The sequence below is a fragment of the Geothermobacter hydrogeniphilus genome (genome assembly GCF_002093115.1).
Classification (GTDB): Bacteria; Desulfobacterota; Desulfuromonadia; order Desulfuromonadales; family Geothermobacteraceae; genus Geothermobacter_A; species Geothermobacter_A hydrogeniphilus.
The window spans coordinates 282,789-297,580 of record NZ_NAAD01000002.1 but is presented as its reverse complement, the minus strand read 5'-3'; the positions used below and the strand labels follow the sequence as shown (position 1 = coordinate 297,580).

Genomic DNA, 14,792 nt, shown 5'->3' with positions numbered 1-14,792 from the left:
AAACGTTTTCGTCGCATCAGGGATACGAACGATGATCAAGGGAATTTTGGGAAAAAAACTGGGCATGACCCAGATCTACGCGGCCGACGGGCGGCGGGTGCCGGTGACTGTTGTTGAGGCCGGACCCTGTGTTGTTCTGCAGAAGAAAACCGTCGAAAGCGATGGCTACAATGCCGTACAGCTCGGATTCGCGCCGAAGGCCGCCCACCGGGTCAACAAGCCGGAGTTGGGTCATTTCAAAAAGGCCGGCAAGGGAGCGTTTGCTCACCTGAAAGAGTTTCGAGTCAAGGATATCGACGGTATCAATGTCGGTGACGAGGTGACCTGCGCCGACATCTTCCAGATCGGGGATATTGTCGACATCACCGGCACCAGCAAGGGCAAGGGCTACCAGGGTGTCATGAAGCGGTGGAATTTTGCCGGTGGCCGTTCGAGCCATGGTTCCAAGTTTCATCGTGCTCCCGGTGCCATCGGTTGCAGCGCCTGGCCGTCACGGGTCTTCAAGGGCAAGAAAATGGCCGGTCAGATGGGTAATGAGCGTGTCACCACCCAGAACCTGGCAATCGTTGATGTTCGCCCCGAGCAGAATCTGCTGCTCATCAAGGGGGCCGTTCCGGGGTCGCGCAACAGTGTTGTGACTATTCGTCCCGGTGTCAAGCTGCCCACCGAATAACGGCGTGGTCGCTCCTGGAGAAAGATAATGGCGAAGATTACTGTTTTTGATATCGATAAAAAAGAGGTCGGGGAACGAGACCTTGCTGATGCTGTTTTCAATGACGACGTCAAGGGTTACCTGATCCACGATATGGTTCGTTACCAGTTGGCCAAGAAGCGTCAGGGGACGGCCAAGACCAAAGGTCGCAGTGAAGTCTCCGGTGGCGGCAAGAAGCCCTATCGGCAGAAAGGGACCGGCAATGCCCGCCAGGGTACCATGCGGGCTCCAAACTTTGTCGGTGGCGGTACGGTGTTCGGACCGACCCCTCGCGACTACACCTTCAAGCTTAATCGCAAGGTGAAGAAAGCGGCACTGCGAAGCGCTCTCTCCGCTCGTTACAAGGAAGAGAAGCTGACCGTTCTCAATGGACTGAAGTTCGAAACGATCAGCACCAAGGGTTTTGCCGCGGTTTTGTCCCGTTTCGAACTCGGCAAGACCCTGGTGGTTATCGACCGGCCCGAGCCGACTGTCGAACTGTCGGCGCGCAATCTTCCCGGTGTCAAGGTTTTGCGCGCAGAGGGCGTCAATGTTTATGACATTATGAAGTACCCGAACCTGGTACTGACTGAGGCCGCCGTGGCCCAGCTTGAAGGAGCGTTGGCATCATGAAACCCCTGCATCAGATCATCAAGCGCCCCTTGATTACTGAAAAAACCAGCATGGTTCGTGAGGGTGGCAATGTTGTGGCCTTTGAGGTTGCGCGTACTGCCAACAAGATCGAGATCAAGCAGGCCGTGGAAAAAGCCTTCGATGTCAAGGTTGAGGGAGTGAACACGGTTCTGGTCGCTGGTAAGGTCAAGCGTGTCGGCCGGAATTTCGGTAAGCGCAGTAATTGGAAGAAGGCCTATGTGACCCTCGCCGAGGGGAACGAAATCGATCTCTTCGGGGTTTAGGTCTTCAGACAGTGGATAGGGAGTTGCGATAATGGGCATCAAGAAATATAAACCGACATCGGCCGGCCGCCGTCACATGACCTCGGCCAACTTCGACGAAATTACCCGTTCGGAGCCCGAGAAGTCCCTGCTGGCCCCGCTTAAAAGCAGTGGTGGCCGCAACAACAACGGTCGCATTACCAAGCGGCATACCGGGGGCGGTCATAAGCGTAAATACCGGATCATCGATTTCCGGCGCGACAAGAAGGAGATTCCGGCCAGGGTTGTCGGGGTCGAGTATGATCCGAATCGTTCAGCGCGTATCGCCCTGCTGCATTACGCTGACGGTGAAAAGCGTTATATCCTGGCTCCGAATGGATTGCAGGTCGGCCAGGAAGTGATTGCTTCAAGCAGTGCCGACATCAAGCCCGGCAATGCCCTGCCGATCCGTTCGATACCGCTCGGTACCTGGGTTCACAATGTTGAACTCAAGCTCGGTAAAGGCGGCCAGTTGGCGCGCAGTGCCGGTAGTTACGCCATGATCGCCGCCAAGGAAGGCAAGTACGCTCAGTTGCGGCTTCCTTCGGGCGAAGTCCGTCTTGTGCTGCAGGATTGTTGTGCCACCGTCGGTCAGGTCGGTAATCTTGATCATGAGAATGTCAAGCTCGGCAAGGCCGGCCGTGCCCGCTGGCTCGGCAAACGCCCGCAGTCCCGTGGTGTCGCCATGAACCCGGTTGATCACCCCCATGGTGGTGGTGAGGGCAAGAGCTCCGGCGGTCGTCATCCGGTCACTCCCTGGGGTGTTCCGACCAAAGGCTACAAGACTCGAACCAACAAGCGTTCCGACCGCTTTATCGTGCGGCGGCGTAAGAAATAAGTTTCCGCTGCGCGGATGAGATTCTAGAGGAGAATATCGATGGCAAGATCGATCAAGAAGGGACCTTACGTTGAAGAAAGCCTGATGCGTAAAATCGACCCCGATGGGCAGCCCGATTCACGCAAGGTCATCAAAACCTGGTCCCGGCGGTCCACCATCCTCCCCGAGTTCGTCGGCTACACCTTTGCGGTCCATAATGGTCGCAAATTCGTGCCGGTCTTCGTCTCCGAGAACATGGTTGGCCATAAACTTGGTGAGTTCGCTCCGACCCGGACTTATTACGGGCACGGTTCTGACAAGAAAAAGAAAAAGTAAATTCGGCGAGGAGTGGTTCCAATGGAAGCCAAAGCCAAATTAAGATATGTACGCCTGTCACCGCAGAAGGCGCGTTGGGTGGTCGACATGGTCCGCGGCAAGGGAGTGCAGGATGCCTTGAACGTCCTGAAATTCTCTCCGCAGAAAGCCGCCGGGATCGTTGCGACCCTGGTCAGTTCCGCGGTCGCCAATGCCGAACAGAAGGGCGTTTCGGACGTTGACCAGTTGTACGTTAAAACCATCACTGTTGATCAGGGTCCGGCCCTTAAGCGGTTTCTTCCGCGCGCCCAGGGGCGGGCCACCCGTATCCGTAAACCGACGAGCCATATCACCGTGGTTCTGGACGTGAAGTAGTCGTTGAGGAGGTGAAACTTTGGGCCAGAAAGTTCATCCAGTAGGTTTTCGTCTCGGAGTAATCCGGACCTGGGAGTCGAAGTGGTTCGCAACGTCGAACTATGCCGACTTGCTGCATGAGGATATCAAGCTCCGTGACTACCTCAAGAAGCGACTGTTCCATGCCGGGATCTCGAAGATCGAATTAGAGCGTGCCGCCAATAAGGCCAAGATCAATATCTTTGCCGCGCGGCCGGGTATCATCATCGGCAAGAAGGGTTCTGAAGTTGAAGCCCTGAAGAGAGAGCTTGCCAAGCTGACTGATAAAGAGGTGTTCATCAACATCCAGGAGATTCGGAAGCCGGAAGTTGATGCGCAGCTGGTTGCCGAAAATGTCGCCCTGCAGCTTGAGCGTCGGGTTGCATTCCGGCGGGCGATGAAAAAATCGGTTGGCCAGGCCCTCAAATTCGGTGCCGAAGGCATCAAGATCGAATGTTCCGGTCGTCTTGGCGGTGCTGAAATGAGCCGCCGCGAGTGGTACCGCGAGGGCCGGGTTCCGCTTCATACCCTGCGCGCCAATATCGACTATGGTTTCGCTGAGGCAAAGACCACCTACGGCATCATCGGTGTCAAGGTGCTGATCTTCAAAGGCGAGGTCCTGAGCCAGGAACAGGCTCAGTAAGATTTAGAACAGAGGAGTTCCCTGACCATGTTAATGCCCAAAAAGGTTAAACATAGAAAGCAGTTCAAAGGGCGCATGAACGGAGCCGCCAAGGGAGGTACCGGCCTGAATTTCGGGGACTTCGGTCTTCAGGCGACCGAGTGCGGCTGGCTTTCATCCCGGCAGATTGAAGCTGCCCGACGGGCGATGACCCGTTATATCAAGCGTGGCGGCAAGATCTGGATTCGTGCCTTTCCTGACAAGCCGCTGACCAAAAAACCGGCCGAAACCCGCATGGGTAAAGGAAAGGGATCTCCGGAGAGCTGGGTTGCCGTGATCAAGCCCGGTGTCATGCTCTACGAAATGCAGGGTGTCAGTGAAGAGGTTGCTCGCGAGGCGATGCGCCTCGGCGCCCACAAACTTCCGATGCGGACCAAGTTCGTGACCAGGGAGGACTCCAATGAAGGCAAGTGAGATTCGCGAACTGGATGCTGCCGAGCTGGAGAAGAAGATTCTGGAACTCGATCAGGAACTCTTCAACCTTCGCTTTCAACTGCATACCGGACACCTTGAAAACACCGCCCGTATCGGTCAGGTGCGCAAGGATATCGCCCGGGTCAAGACGGTTCTGCAGCAAAAGCAGGCGTAACAGACGCGACGAGGAAAACAGATGACGCAGCGTGGTAATCGAAAAACCCGAGTTGGGGTTGTGGTCAGTGACAAGATGGATAAAACCGTCGTTGTCAAGGTTGATAACCTGGTCAAGCACCCCGTTTACAAGAAATATATCAAGCGCCGTTACACCTGTAAGGCCCACGATGAGCAGAACAACTGTGAAATCGGGGACAAGGTGCTGATTGTGGAAACACGTCCTCTCTCCAAGCAGAAGCGCTGGCGGGTGCGTGAAATCCTTGAGAAGAACGTCTAGGCAGGTTGAGGAGATACACCGATGATCCAGATGCAGTCCATGCTCGATGTAGCAGACAATTCCGGTGCCCGGAAACTCTGCTGTATCAAGGTTCCGGGAGGCTCCAAGCGGAAATACGCCGGTCTGGGGGACATTATTATTTGTTCCGTCAAGGAGGCGATGCCGAACTCCAAGGTCAAGAAGGGCGATGTGGTTAAGGCCGTCATTGTCCGGACGAAGAAGGAGATCAACCGCCCGGATGGCAGTTATATCCGTTTTGACAATAACTCGGCAGTGGTGATCAATGCTGCCGGTGAGCCGGTGGGGACACGAATTTTCGGTCCCGTGGCGAGAGAGTTGCGCGCCAAGCGTTACATGAAAATTGTCTCTCTTGCTCCCGAAGTTCTGTAATTCGCAGCGTTTGGAGATTGTGAACGATGGCAGCGATCAAATATCACGTTAAAAAAGATGATACCGTCATGGTTATTGCCGGCAAGGAAAAAGGCAAGACCGGCAAGGTGAAGCGTATCATCGCTGACAGTAATCGTGTTGTGGTGGAAAACCTCAACATGGTCAAGCGTCACACCCGCCCCAGCCAGACCAATCAGGATGGGGGGATTGTTGAAAAGGAAGCGCCGCTGGCCATCTCCAACGTGATGTTGGTCTGTGCCTCCTGCAACAAGCCGACCCGGACTGGTGTCCGTGTCCTTGATGACGGTGCTAAGGTCCGCTTCTGCAAGAAGTGCAACGAGATCGTGGATAAGTAACGGAGTTTTTCCATGGCCAGATTGAAACAGCAATACGAGACCGAAATGGTCCCGCGCCTCAAAGATTCCCTGGGGCTTAAAAATGTGATGGAAGTGCCCAAGGTTGAAAAGGTCGTTGTCAACATGGGGCTCGGCGAAGCGATTCAGAACATCAAGGTTCTGGAGTCCGCTGTTGAGGAACTTGGCCTGCTGACCGGGCAGAAACCGATCGTCACCAAGGCCAAGAAGTCCATCGCCCAGTTCAAGTTGCGCGAAGGGATGCCGATCGGTGCTGCCGTGACGCTGCGCCGTGAACGGGCCTACGAGTTTCTTGATCGCCTGATCAATGTCGCTCTGCCTCGGGTTCGTGATTTCAAGGGAATTTCTCCCAAGGCATTTGATGGTCGTGGTAACTACACTCTCGGCATCAAGGAACAGATCATTTTCCCTGAGATTGATCTCGATAAGATCGATAAGGTCAAGGGGCTGAACATTACCATTGTCACTACTGCCAAAAACGATGAGCATGGCCGTGCGCTGCTGCGTGAACTCGGCATGCCGTTCCGTAAAGGCTAGGGCGGAGGAACAACGTGGCTAAGAAATCCATGATCATCAAGGCCAAACGGCCGAAAAAGTTCAAGGTTCGGGAGTACAATCGCTGTCCCCTCTGCGGTCGTCCCCGTGCTTACTATCGTAAATTCAACATGTGCCGGATCTGCCTCCGGAAGCTTGCCTCCGACGGTAAACTTCCCGGAGTGACCAAGTCCAGCTGGTAACACCTCGAGGAGTAGCAGCCAATGTCGATGACAGATCCTATCGCGGATTTGCTGACCCGCATCCGTAATGCCGGAATGGCCAAGCACCAGAAGCTTGACATGCCGTCTTCGAAAATCAAGGTGGCAATCGCGACGGTGCTCAAGGAGCAGGGTTACATCAAGAATTTCAAGGAGACCCCCGACTCCAAGCAGGGTATGCTGCGAATTTACCTCAAGTACGATGAGGAACAGCAGCATGTCATTCATGAATTGCGGAGGGTTTCGACTCCGGGTTGCCGGGTCTATGTCGGCAAGGACGAGATCCCCCAGGTTAAAAACGGCCTCGGCTGTGCCATCCTGTCCACCTCGCAGGGGGTGATGGGCGATGTGGCCGCGCGTGGAGCGGAAATCGGCGGCGAGCTGATCTGCACCATCTGGTAGGCATTAAAGGAGAGTTTCGGATGTCTCGAATCGGGAAGAAACCCATCAGCATACCTTCCGGCGTCAAGGTTGCCCTCTCCGGGGCGGTCATCAACGTTGAAGGGCCCAAGGGCAAACTGAGCCGCAGCGTGCACCAGGACGTCAGTGTCGAAGTCGGTGCCGAAGAGATCCTGGTCAAGCTGGGTGAAAGCGCCAAGGGGACGGCCATGCAGGGCCTGACCCGTTCCCTGATCGCCAATATGGTGGAAGGGGTGACCAAGGGCTTTGAAAAGATTCTCGAAATCAACGGTGTCGGCTACCGTGCGGATCTGAAAGGCAATGTTCTCAACCTGTCTCTCGGTTTTTCTCATCCGGTTGAGTTTACTCTGCCGGACGGAATCACCGCAGAGGTTGAGAAGCAGACCAAGGTTTTCGTTCGCGGGATCGACAAGGAACTGGTCGGCTCTACAGCCGCCAAGATCCGCTCGTTCCGTGAGCCCGAGCCCTACAAGGGCAAGGGTATCAAGTATGCAGACGAACGCATTATCCGCAAGGCGGGTAAGGCCGGTAAGAAATAACCCGCAACAGGGTAAGGAGTCAGACCGTGAACAACGCAGAAAAACGGCGCCAATCCCGACTCAAGCGGCAGGTTCGTGTTCGCAACAAGGTGCGGGGCACCGCGGAACGCCCGCGATTGAGTGTTTTTCGCAGCGCCCGCCACATTTACGTGCAGGTGATCGACGATGTCAACAACCGCACCCTGGTGTCCGCCTCGACCGTCAACAAAGATGTCGGCGCGGAGCTGCAGGGGACCGGGAACGTCGATGCCGCCAAGGCGGTTGGTGTCGCCATCGCCAAGAGGGCAATCGCCCAGGATATCAAACAAGTGGTATTTGACCGCAATGGCTTTCTGTATCATGGCCGGGTCAAGGCCCTTGCCGACGCGGCTCGGGAAGCCGGCCTGTCGTTTTAGCTGAAGGAGGAGATCCTTGCTGCGCAATGATCCGAACGAAATGGAATTGACCGACCGCGTGATTGATATCAATCGCTGTTCGAAGGTCGTCAAAGGTGGCCGACGTTTCAGTTTCTCTGCACTGGTTGTGGTCGGTGATGGAAAAGGCTCAGTCGGCTTCGGGCTTGGTAAGGCCCGTGAAGTGCCCGAGGCGATTCGCAAGGGTGTTGAAAAGGCCAAGAAGAGCATGATCACCGTTCCGCTCAAGGGCAAGACGGTGCCTTATGACGTTATCGGCAAGTATGGAGCCGGGCGGGTGCTGCTGAAGACCGCTTCGGAAGGTACCGGGGTTATTGCCGGTGGTCCTGTCCGTGCAGTTCTGGAAGCGGCCGGGGTTGGCGATATTCTCTCCAAGTGCCTGGGCTCGAACAATCCGCACAACGTGGTCAAGGCGACCCTTAATGCTCTGCAGCAGCTCAAGAGCCCAGAGACCATTCTGGCCCGCCGCGGCATTACCGCCGACGAGTAGGCGGCACAGCAGGAGATATCCAAGATGGCCAGTGAATTGAAAGTCACTTTGAAACGAAGCCCCATCGGACGCCCTGAGTACTTCAGTAAAGTACTCAAGGGGATGGGTCTGACCAAGCTCAACAAGACGGTCGTGCTCAAGGATACGCCTGAGATTCGCGGGATGATCAACAAGGTCTCGCACATGGTCTCGGTGGCCGAGTAAGCCGACAAGGGATGGGTACCATGGATTTGAGCAATCTCAAACCGGCAATCGGTTCGACAAAAAATAGAAAACGGATTGGTCGCGGCCCCGGGTCGGGTACCGGCAAGACATCCGGCAGGGGACATAAGGGCCAGAATGCCCGTTCCGGCGGTGGTGTCAAGCCCGGGTTCGAGGGTGGCCAGATGCCGATGCAACGGCGTCTGCCGAAACGTGGCTTCACCCCGCTGACGAAGAAGGTCTATGCCCTCGTCAATCTGCGTGATCTCGAGTTGTTCGAGGTCGGAAGTGTTGTTGACGTGGCAGCTCTCGGCAAAGCCGGGCTGATCAACAAGGTCGGCGACGGGGTCAAGATTCTCGGTGACGGTGAGCTGAGCAAGGCTCTGACCGTCCAGGCTCACAAATTCAGCAGGTCGGCCGCCGAGAAGATCGAGGCTGCCGGCGGAAAAGCCGAGGTCCTCTAAATTGTTCGCCTTCATCCAGAATATCTTCTCCATACCTGAACTGCGACGTCGCATCCTCTTTACCCTGGGCATGCTCGCCGTCTACCGTGTCGGTTGTCATGTGCCGACCCCCGGTATCGATGCCAGCGTGCTGGCGAAGTTCTTCGAGGGGACGCAAGGAACGTTGCTGGGGCTGGTCAGTGCCTTTACCGGCGGCGCCTTGAAACGGATGACGGTTTTTGCCCTGGGAATCATGCCGTATATCTCGGCATCGATTATTCTGCAGTTGCTGACTGTGGTCTTTGAACCTGTCGAAAGATTGGCCAAGGAAGGGGAACAGGGACGCAAAACAATCACCAAGTGGACCCGTTACGGGACCATCATCCTTTCGGTGATTCAGGGCAGCGGCATTGCCATCGGCCTGCAGACCATGACCGGTCCGGCTGGTGAGCCGGTTGTACCCAACCCCGGAACCGGTTTCATCTTGCTCACGGTCATCACCTTGACAGCCGGTACCGCTTTTATCATGTGGCTGGGTGAGCAGATTACCGAGCGTGGGATCGGCAACGGTATTTCGCTGATCATCTTTGCCGGCATCGTCGCCAATATGCCGAGCGCGCTGGTCAACTCGGTGCGGTTGATGAAAACGGGTGAAATCACTCTGTTCATCTCTCTGCTGATCCTGATCATCATGGCTCTGGCCGTGTGGGCTATTATCTACATGGAACGGGCACAGCGGCGGATACCGATTCATTATGCCAAACGGGTGGTCGGCATGCGCAATGTCGGCGGGCAGACCAGCCACCTGCCCCTGAAGATCAACATGAGCGGGGTTATCCCGCCGATCTTCGCCAGTTCCATCATCATGTTTCCGGCGACTGTCGCCAACCTGGTCGATGTGCCCTGGGTTCAGAAGATTGCCTCGATGATGACGCCGAGCCACTGGCTGTACAATCTGTTTTACGTTGCATTTATCATCTTCTTCTGTTATTTCTACACGGCTGTCACCTTCAACCCGGTTGATGTGGCGGACAATATCAAGAAGCAGGGTGGTTTTGTTCCCGGGATTCGTCCCGGATCGGCGACTGCGGAGTATATCGATACCGTTCTCGGGCGGATAACATTTGCTGGTGCGATCTATGTGTCAGCCGTCTGTGTTCTGCCGACATTGCTGATCAGCAACCTGAATGTTCCCTTTTACTTCGGCGGGACTTCGTTGCTGATTATTGTCGGAGTCGGGATGGATACTGCTTCGCAGATCGAGTCTCACCTGATATCGCGCTCCTATGAGGGGTTCATGAAGGGTGTTTCTCTTAAGGGTCGTCGTGGCTAGCTGGAGGGTAAGGTGAATCTGATATTGCTCGGCCCTCCCGGGGCCGGAAAAGGCACCCAGGCGAAACTGCTGATCGAGCACTTCGGTATTCCGCAGATTTCGACCGGTGATATGTTGCGCGCCGCCGTCAAGGCGGGTACCGAGATGGGACTCAAGGCCAAGGCGTGCATGGATTCAGGCGCACTGGTTCCTGATGAGGTTGTTATCGGAATTGTTCGGGACCGACTCCAGGAAGCGGACTGTGGAAAGGGTTTTATTCTGGATGGTTTCCCTCGTACCGTTCCGCAGGCTGATGCTTTGAAGAGCACTCTGGCTGAACTGGGCAAGGAACTGCAGGCGGTCATCTCGCTTGAGGTCGACATCGAGGCATTGGTTGAACGTCTGACCGGACGTCGTACCTGTCGCAGCTGTGGAAAGGGTTTCCATCTCCGTTTCGACCCACCCGGGACCGCCGGTGTTTGTGATGCCTGCGGAGGCGAATTGTATCAGCGGGATGATGACCGCGAAGAGACGATTCGTAATCGAATGAAGGTTTATCAGGAACAGACCGCACCATTGGTTTCTTATTACCAGCGGGATGGTTTGTTGGCGGCGATTGACGGAATGCAGGATATCGCTGTCGTTCAGTCAGATATTCGCGCCGCTCTTCTGGAAGGCTGAATTGATTGTTCTGAAGTCGAGGCAGGAAATCGACCGGATGCGTGTTGCCGGGCAGATGGTCGGAGAAATACTCGCACTGCTTAAAGAACGGATTCAGCCGGGAGTGACCACCGGCGAGCTTGATTGTCTCGCTGAGAAAGAATGCCGGAAAAGGAAGGCCTTGCCAGCCTTTAAGGGTTATGGCGGTTTTCCTTTTTCGATTTGTGCATCGCCCAATAATAAAGTCGTGCATGGGTTCCCTGATGATGTTCCGTTGCAGGAAGGGGATATCCTCAGTATCGACTTCGGGGTGCTTTACAAGGGTTATTACGGTGACTCGGCGATGACTGTGCCGGTTGGGAAGGTCAGTGCGCATCGCCAACGATTGCTGGAGGTGACCGCGCGATCCCTTGATGCCGGGATCAGTCAGGCGTTGGTTGAACAGCGATTGGGAGATATCTCCCATGCCGTTCAGGCCACTGTAGAGCCGCTGGGATTCAGCGTTGTCCGTGAATTTGTCGGCCACGGAATCGGGCAGAAACTGCATGAGTCGCCGCAGGTACCCAACTTCGGCCGTCCCCACCAGGGGCCAAAGCTCAAGGAGGGGATGGTGCTGGCGATCGAACCGATGATCAATGCCGGGAAACCCGGTGTCAGCGTGCTTGAGGACGGCTGGACCGCGGTGACCATCGATGGTGCTGATTCGGCCCACTTTGAACATACCGTGGCCATTACGGCCAATGGGCCGGAAATATTGACCCGGGTCTGAGGTCGACAGCCTGCCCGGATTCACGATAACCAGGAAGAACGTTAAAGGAACGGACCATGAAAGTTCGAGCTTCGGTCAAAAAAATCTGCGACAAATGCAAGGTCATCAAGCGCAAGGGTGTGGTTCGCATCATTTGCGAAAACCCCAAGCATAAGCAGAGACAGGGCTAAGGGATTAAAGGAGCAGACAATTGGCACGTATAGCTGGTATTGATTTGCCGAGAAACAAGCGGATTGAAATTGCGCTGACCTACATCTACGGAATCGGACGTTCAACGTCCCAGCAGATTCTCAACAAAGCCGGTGTTGATCCCAACACCCGCTCTGATGATCTGACCGAGAGTGAGGTTGGCCAGATTCGGTCCATCATTGACAATGACTGTAAGGTCGAAGGCGATCTGAGGCGTGATGTGACCATGAACATCAAGCGTCTCATGGACCTCGGTTGCTATCGGGGCCTGCGTCATCGCCGAGGTCTGCCGGTGCGCGGTCAGAAAACCAAGACCAATGCCCGGACCCGCAAGGGACCGCGCAAAACTGTCGCCGGTAAGAAGAAATAATGCGGAGGAACCATGGCTAAGCCAGGGAAGCGTACAAGCAGAAAAAAAGTCGAAAAGAAGAATGTGGCCACGGGTATCGCGCATATCCAGGCGACCTTCAACAACACGATCGTTACCTTTACCGATGTCGCCGGTAACGTTATTTCCTGGGCCACGGCCGGAGGTTCCGGTTTTCGTGGGTCGCGCAAAAGCACTCCTTTTGCCGCTCAGGTTGCTGCCGAACGAGCTGCCAAAACGGCTCAGGACCATGGCATGCGCAGCGTTGAAGTTCGTGTCAAGGGGCCGGGTTCCGGTCGTGAATCCGCTCTGCGTGCGATCTCTGCCGCGGGGTTGACCGTGACCATGATCAAGGACGTTACGCCGATTCCGCACAATGGCTGCCGTCCCCCCAAACGTCGTAGAGTCTAAGTAGAGGAGGACGAACGTTGGCTAGATATACTGGTTCCGTCTGCCGTCAGTGCCGGCGAGAAAACATGAAACTGTTCCTCAAGGGGGACAGGTGCTATACCGACAAATGCGCTATCGAGAGACGTAATTACGCTCCCGGCCAGCATGGCCAGGGCCGCATCAAGGTCTCCGACTATGGCACTCAGCTGCGCGAGAAGCAGCGGGTTAAACGTACCTACGGTCTGCTGGAGAAGCAGTTCCGGTCCTATTTCAAGAAAGCGGACCAGATGAAAGGCGTCACCGGTGAAAACCTGCTGGTGCTGCTGGAACGCCGTCTTGACAGCATGGTCTATCGCCTCGGGTTTGCTTCGTCGCGCAATGAGGCCCGGCAGTTGGTGCGTCACGGACATTTCCTGGTGAACGGGCGTAAGGTCAATATCCCGTCCTATCTGGTTCGTCCCGGGGACGAGATCACCCTGCGTGAAAAGAGCCGCGAAGTTGTGCGTATCAATGAAGCGCTTGACGGCGTGATGCGACGTGGCGTTCCGTCCTGGGTGGAGCTTGATCGGGCCGGTTTCAAAGGGACGGTCAAGACCCTCCCGGTTCGCGAAGAGATGACGACCCCGGCTTTCAATGAACGCCTGATTGTCGAACTGTACTCCAAATAATTCAACGTGATATCAGGCTGCTGGCCTGAACGTGGAGGGAAACGCATGTATAAAAACTGGAGAGATCTGATCAAGCCCAAGCGCCTCCAGGTCGAAGCGGATACCCTGACGGACACCTACGGCAAGTTCTACGCCGAGCCTTTTGAGCGCGGATTCGGTACCACTCTCGGCAATTCTCTGCGCCGGGTGTTGCTCTCTTCCCTGCAGGGTGCGGCCATCAGTTCGGTGCGAATCAAGGGTGTTCTCCATGAATTCTCCACCATCCCCGGTGTGACCGAGGATGTCACGGATGTTATTCTCAATCTCAAGGGCGTGTTGCTGAAGCTGCATGGCAGTGACAGCCGCAACGTGCGGATTGTGAAAAAGGGCGCCGGGGAGATTACCGCTGCTGATATCATTACTGATTCGCAGGTCGAGGTTCTCAATCCCGATCATCATATTGCCACCTGTTCCAAGGAGGCTGATGTTGAGATCGATATGGTGGTCAAGCTCGGCAAAGGGTATGTGCCGGCGGAGCGTAACCGCGATGAGAAGGCCCCGGTCGGGACCATTCCGATCGATTCACTTTTTTCGCCGTTGCGCAAGGTCAACTTCAACGTGACCAACGCCCGTGTCGGCCAGATCACCGATTATGACAAGTTGACGCTTGAAGTCTGGTCGGATGGAAGTGTCCGCCCCGATGATGCCGTGGCTTATGCAGCCAAGATCCTTAAGGAGCAGCTGCAGATTTTCATCAATTTCGATGAGGAGCAGGAGCCGGAGGAGAGTGAGGAGACAGAAGAGAGTCGCCGGATCAACGAGAACCTCTACCGGACTGTCGATGAGCTTGAACTCTCGGTGCGCAGCGCCAACTGCCTGAAGAACGCCAATATCCGTCTGATTGGCGACCTGGTTCAGCGCAGTGAAGCCGAAATGTTGAAAACCCAGAATTTCGGCCGCAAGTCCCTCAATGAAATCAAGGATATCCTTGCCGAAATGGGACTTGGCCTGGGAATGGTTCTTGAGAATTTCCCCGATCCGGAATATCTGAAAATTTTGCAGAAGCAGGCTGACGAAGAATAGACCGTCCGTCGAACTGTTAGAAAGGATTTAGAGATCATGCGCCATCGTAAAGCAGGAAGACGCCTCGGTCGCAACAGCAGTCACCGCAAGGCAATGCTTCGCAATATGGTAACCTCGCTGCTTCAGCACGAGAAAATCACCACAACCGATGCCCGTGCCAAGGAACTGCGCAAGCTGGCCGAAAAGATGATTACTCTCGGCAAGCGCGGCACCCTGCACGCCCGTCGCCAGGTCCTGCAGGTGATTCAGGACAAAAAGGTGGTCGCCAAGCTCTTCGAACAGATTGCGCCCCGCTATCAGGAACGTCCCGGCGGCTATACCCGTATCATCAAGCTTGGACATCGCTCGGGAGACAATGCCTCGATGTCGATCATTGAACTGGTCGAAGAGGAACTGACGATCAAGCCGAAAAAGAAGAAGGCTGCCAAGAAGGCGGAACCCGAGGTTGAGACTCCGGCTGTTGAGGAAACCACGACGGAGGAAGCTTCGACCGAGGAGGTCCCTGTCGAGGAAGAAGCCGCTGAGGAGCCCGCGGCTGAAGCCGGCGCCGATGATGACGCGACCGAGGAAAAGAATAAAGACTGAATTTTACAGTTTTTTGTGCAACCGGGGGCAGGGATAATACCTGCCCCTTTTTTTGTCTTTTGTC

Annotated in this window: 29 protein-coding genes; all 29 read left to right on the top strand. The window is 55.4% G+C overall.

Annotation, left to right across the window (positions count from 1 at the left end; all coding sequences use genetic code 11):
- Positions 1–31 precede the first annotated feature (31 nt).
- From rplC to rplQ, 29 genes are read left to right on the top strand one after another with little or no spacing between them, the layout of a single operon-like run.
- Positions 32–673, top strand: coding sequence for a 50S ribosomal protein L3 (gene rplC, locus B5V00_RS03345; RefSeq protein WP_085009335.1), 642 nt, complete (start codon positions 32–34; stop codon positions 671–673).
- Positions 674–700: 27 nt separating this feature from the next.
- On the top strand, positions 701–1,324 hold the full coding sequence (gene rplD / locus B5V00_RS03340) for a 50S ribosomal protein L4 (RefSeq protein ID WP_085009334.1): 624 nt from the start codon (positions 701–703) through the stop codon (positions 1,322–1,324).
- Positions 1,321–1,608, top strand: a complete 288-nt coding sequence (locus B5V00_RS03335) for a 50S ribosomal protein L23 (RefSeq protein WP_085009333.1) — start codon at positions 1,321–1,323, stop codon at positions 1,606–1,608. The genes rplD and B5V00_RS03335 overlap by 4 nt, the downstream gene beginning before the upstream one ends.
- Before the next feature lie 31 nt (positions 1,609–1,639).
- Complete coding sequence (gene rplB, locus B5V00_RS03330; RefSeq protein WP_085009332.1) at positions 1,640–2,464, top strand: 50S ribosomal protein L2; 825 nt, start codon at positions 1,640–1,642, stop codon at positions 2,462–2,464.
- 39 nt (positions 2,465–2,503) lie between these two features.
- A complete protein-coding gene (gene rpsS, locus B5V00_RS03325) occupies positions 2,504–2,779 on the top strand; it encodes a 30S ribosomal protein S19 (RefSeq protein ID WP_085009331.1) in 276 nt (91 codons plus the stop codon).
- 21 nt (positions 2,780–2,800) lie between these two features.
- Positions 2,801–3,133 (top strand): 50S ribosomal protein L22, encoded by a 333-nt coding sequence (gene rplV, locus B5V00_RS03320; protein WP_085009330.1) that lies wholly within the window; start codon positions 2,801–2,803, stop codon positions 3,131–3,133.
- 19 nt (positions 3,134–3,152) lie between these two features.
- On the top strand, positions 3,153–3,794 hold the full coding sequence (gene rpsC / locus B5V00_RS03315) for a 30S ribosomal protein S3 (RefSeq protein WP_085009329.1): 642 nt from the start codon (positions 3,153–3,155) through the stop codon (positions 3,792–3,794).
- A 27-nt stretch (positions 3,795–3,821) separates the two neighbouring features.
- Positions 3,822–4,247, top strand: a complete 426-nt coding sequence (gene rplP, locus B5V00_RS03310) for a 50S ribosomal protein L16 (protein WP_085009328.1) — start codon at positions 3,822–3,824, stop codon at positions 4,245–4,247.
- Positions 4,234–4,422, top strand: a complete 189-nt coding sequence (rpmC, locus tag B5V00_RS03305; RefSeq protein WP_085009327.1) for a 50S ribosomal protein L29 — start codon at positions 4,234–4,236, stop codon at positions 4,420–4,422. The genes rplP and rpmC overlap by 14 nt, the downstream gene beginning before the upstream one ends.
- 21 nt (positions 4,423–4,443) lie before the next feature.
- Complete coding sequence (gene rpsQ, locus B5V00_RS03300; RefSeq protein ID WP_085009326.1) at positions 4,444–4,701, top strand: 30S ribosomal protein S17; 258 nt, start codon at positions 4,444–4,446, stop codon at positions 4,699–4,701.
- A gap of 21 nt (positions 4,702–4,722) precedes the next feature.
- Entirely contained in the window at positions 4,723–5,091 is a 369-nt protein-coding gene (gene rplN / locus B5V00_RS03295; protein WP_085009325.1) for a 50S ribosomal protein L14, read from the top strand.
- Between the two features lie 26 nt (positions 5,092–5,117).
- Positions 5,118–5,447 (top strand): 50S ribosomal protein L24, encoded by a 330-nt coding sequence (gene rplX / locus B5V00_RS03290; protein WP_139800629.1) that lies wholly within the window; start codon positions 5,118–5,120, stop codon positions 5,445–5,447.
- Positions 5,448–5,459: 12 nt separating this feature from the next.
- On the top strand, positions 5,460–6,002 hold the full coding sequence (rplE, locus tag B5V00_RS03285; protein ID WP_085009324.1) for a 50S ribosomal protein L5: 543 nt from the start codon (positions 5,460–5,462) through the stop codon (positions 6,000–6,002).
- Between the two features lie 14 nt (positions 6,003–6,016).
- A complete protein-coding gene (locus B5V00_RS03280; RefSeq protein WP_085009323.1) occupies positions 6,017–6,202 on the top strand; it encodes a type Z 30S ribosomal protein S14 in 186 nt (61 codons plus the stop codon).
- A 21-nt stretch (positions 6,203–6,223) separates the two neighbouring features.
- The gene (gene rpsH / locus B5V00_RS03275) at positions 6,224–6,622 is read left to right on the top strand and encodes a 30S ribosomal protein S8 (RefSeq protein ID WP_085009322.1); all 399 of its coding nucleotides are present in this window, start codon (positions 6,224–6,226) and stop codon (positions 6,620–6,622) included.
- Positions 6,623–6,642: 20 nt separating this feature from the next.
- Entirely contained in the window at positions 6,643–7,179 is a 537-nt protein-coding gene (gene rplF / locus B5V00_RS03270; protein ID WP_085009321.1) for a 50S ribosomal protein L6, read from the top strand.
- A 26-nt stretch (positions 7,180–7,205) separates the two neighbouring features.
- Complete coding sequence (gene rplR, locus B5V00_RS03265; RefSeq protein WP_085009320.1) at positions 7,206–7,574, top strand: 50S ribosomal protein L18; 369 nt, start codon at positions 7,206–7,208, stop codon at positions 7,572–7,574.
- Positions 7,575–7,614: 40 nt separating this feature from the next.
- Positions 7,615–8,082 carry a 30S ribosomal protein S5 gene (gene rpsE / locus B5V00_RS03260; RefSeq protein ID WP_420094614.1) on the top strand — a complete coding sequence of 156 codons (468 nt, stop codon included), beginning with the start codon at positions 7,615–7,617 and terminating at the stop codon, positions 8,080–8,082.
- 24 nt (positions 8,083–8,106) lie between these two features.
- On the top strand, positions 8,107–8,286 hold the full coding sequence (rpmD, locus tag B5V00_RS03255) for a 50S ribosomal protein L30 (RefSeq protein WP_085009319.1): 180 nt from the start codon (positions 8,107–8,109) through the stop codon (positions 8,284–8,286).
- A gap of 20 nt (positions 8,287–8,306) precedes the next feature.
- Positions 8,307–8,747 (top strand): 50S ribosomal protein L15, encoded by a 441-nt coding sequence (gene rplO / locus B5V00_RS03250; protein WP_085009318.1) that lies wholly within the window; start codon positions 8,307–8,309, stop codon positions 8,745–8,747.
- Position 8,748: 1 nt separating this feature from the next.
- Complete coding sequence (secY, locus tag B5V00_RS03245; RefSeq protein ID WP_085009317.1) at positions 8,749–10,059, top strand: preprotein translocase subunit SecY; 1,311 nt, start codon at positions 8,749–8,751, stop codon at positions 10,057–10,059.
- Between the two features lie 12 nt (positions 10,060–10,071).
- Complete coding sequence (locus B5V00_RS03240) at positions 10,072–10,719, top strand: adenylate kinase (RefSeq protein WP_085009316.1); 648 nt, start codon at positions 10,072–10,074, stop codon at positions 10,717–10,719.
- Position 10,720: 1 nt separating this feature from the next.
- On the top strand, positions 10,721–11,467 hold the full coding sequence (gene map / locus B5V00_RS03235; protein WP_085009315.1) for a type I methionyl aminopeptidase: 747 nt from the start codon (positions 10,721–10,723) through the stop codon (positions 11,465–11,467).
- A 56-nt stretch (positions 11,468–11,523) separates the two neighbouring features.
- Positions 11,524–11,637, top strand: coding sequence for a 50S ribosomal protein L36 (gene rpmJ / locus B5V00_RS03230; protein ID WP_085009314.1), 114 nt, complete (start codon positions 11,524–11,526; stop codon positions 11,635–11,637).
- 20 nt (positions 11,638–11,657) lie between these two features.
- Positions 11,658–12,026, top strand: a complete 369-nt coding sequence (rpsM, locus tag B5V00_RS03225) for a 30S ribosomal protein S13 (protein WP_085009313.1) — start codon at positions 11,658–11,660, stop codon at positions 12,024–12,026.
- Positions 12,027–12,038: 12 nt separating this feature from the next.
- Positions 12,039–12,434: a 30S ribosomal protein S11 gene (rpsK, locus tag B5V00_RS03220; protein WP_085009312.1), complete on the top strand. Its 396-nt coding sequence runs from the start codon at positions 12,039–12,041 to the stop codon at positions 12,432–12,434.
- A 17-nt stretch (positions 12,435–12,451) separates the two neighbouring features.
- Entirely contained in the window at positions 12,452–13,081 is a 630-nt protein-coding gene (gene rpsD / locus B5V00_RS03215; protein ID WP_085009311.1) for a 30S ribosomal protein S4, read from the top strand.
- Between the two features lie 45 nt (positions 13,082–13,126).
- Positions 13,127–14,143: a DNA-directed RNA polymerase subunit alpha gene (locus B5V00_RS03210; RefSeq protein WP_085009310.1), complete on the top strand. Its 1,017-nt coding sequence runs from the start codon at positions 13,127–13,129 to the stop codon at positions 14,141–14,143.
- A 36-nt stretch (positions 14,144–14,179) separates the two neighbouring features.
- The gene (gene rplQ, locus B5V00_RS17560) at positions 14,180–14,728 is read left to right on the top strand and encodes a 50S ribosomal protein L17 (protein ID WP_085009309.1); all 549 of its coding nucleotides are present in this window, start codon (positions 14,180–14,182) and stop codon (positions 14,726–14,728) included.
- The last annotated feature ends 64 nt before the right edge of the window (positions 14,729–14,792 follow it).

Coding starts and splice junctions, on each gene's coding strand:
- rplC (WP_085009335.1), top strand. CDS start 32: ATGATCAAGGGAATTTTGGGAAAAAAACTGGGCATGACCCAGATCTAC.
- rplP (WP_085009328.1), top strand. CDS start 3,822: ATGTTAATGCCCAAAAAGGTTAAACATAGAAAGCAGTTCAAAGGGCGC.
- rplN (WP_085009325.1), top strand. CDS start 4,723: ATGATCCAGATGCAGTCCATGCTCGATGTAGCAGACAATTCCGGTGCC.
- rplF (WP_085009321.1), top strand. CDS start 6,643: ATGTCTCGAATCGGGAAGAAACCCATCAGCATACCTTCCGGCGTCAAG.
- rplE (WP_085009324.1), top strand. CDS start 5,460: ATGGCCAGATTGAAACAGCAATACGAGACCGAAATGGTCCCGCGCCTC.
- rpmC (WP_085009327.1), top strand. CDS start 4,234: ATGAAGGCAAGTGAGATTCGCGAACTGGATGCTGCCGAGCTGGAGAAG.
- rplQ (WP_085009309.1), top strand. CDS start 14,180: ATGCGCCATCGTAAAGCAGGAAGACGCCTCGGTCGCAACAGCAGTCAC.
- rpsK (WP_085009312.1), top strand. CDS start 12,039: ATGGCTAAGCCAGGGAAGCGTACAAGCAGAAAAAAAGTCGAAAAGAAG.
- rpmJ (WP_085009314.1), top strand. CDS start 11,524: ATGAAAGTTCGAGCTTCGGTCAAAAAAATCTGCGACAAATGCAAGGTC.
- rplB (WP_085009332.1), top strand. CDS start 1,640: ATGGGCATCAAGAAATATAAACCGACATCGGCCGGCCGCCGTCACATG.
- rpsS (WP_085009331.1), top strand. CDS start 2,504: ATGGCAAGATCGATCAAGAAGGGACCTTACGTTGAAGAAAGCCTGATG.
- B5V00_RS03210 (WP_085009310.1), top strand. CDS start 13,127: ATGTATAAAAACTGGAGAGATCTGATCAAGCCCAAGCGCCTCCAGGTC.
- rplX (WP_139800629.1), top strand. CDS start 5,118: ATGGCAGCGATCAAATATCACGTTAAAAAAGATGATACCGTCATGGTT.
- rpmD (WP_085009319.1), top strand. CDS start 8,107: ATGGCCAGTGAATTGAAAGTCACTTTGAAACGAAGCCCCATCGGACGC.
- rplO (WP_085009318.1), top strand. CDS start 8,307: ATGGATTTGAGCAATCTCAAACCGGCAATCGGTTCGACAAAAAATAGA.
- rplV (WP_085009330.1), top strand. CDS start 2,801: ATGGAAGCCAAAGCCAAATTAAGATATGTACGCCTGTCACCGCAGAAG.
- rpsE (WP_420094614.1), top strand. CDS start 7,615: ATGGAATTGACCGACCGCGTGATTGATATCAATCGCTGTTCGAAGGTC.
- rpsH (WP_085009322.1), top strand. CDS start 6,224: ATGTCGATGACAGATCCTATCGCGGATTTGCTGACCCGCATCCGTAAT.
- rpsQ (WP_085009326.1), top strand. CDS start 4,444: ATGACGCAGCGTGGTAATCGAAAAACCCGAGTTGGGGTTGTGGTCAGT.
- B5V00_RS03335 (WP_085009333.1), top strand. CDS start 1,321: ATGAAACCCCTGCATCAGATCATCAAGCGCCCCTTGATTACTGAAAAA.
- rplD (WP_085009334.1), top strand. CDS start 701: ATGGCGAAGATTACTGTTTTTGATATCGATAAAAAAGAGGTCGGGGAA.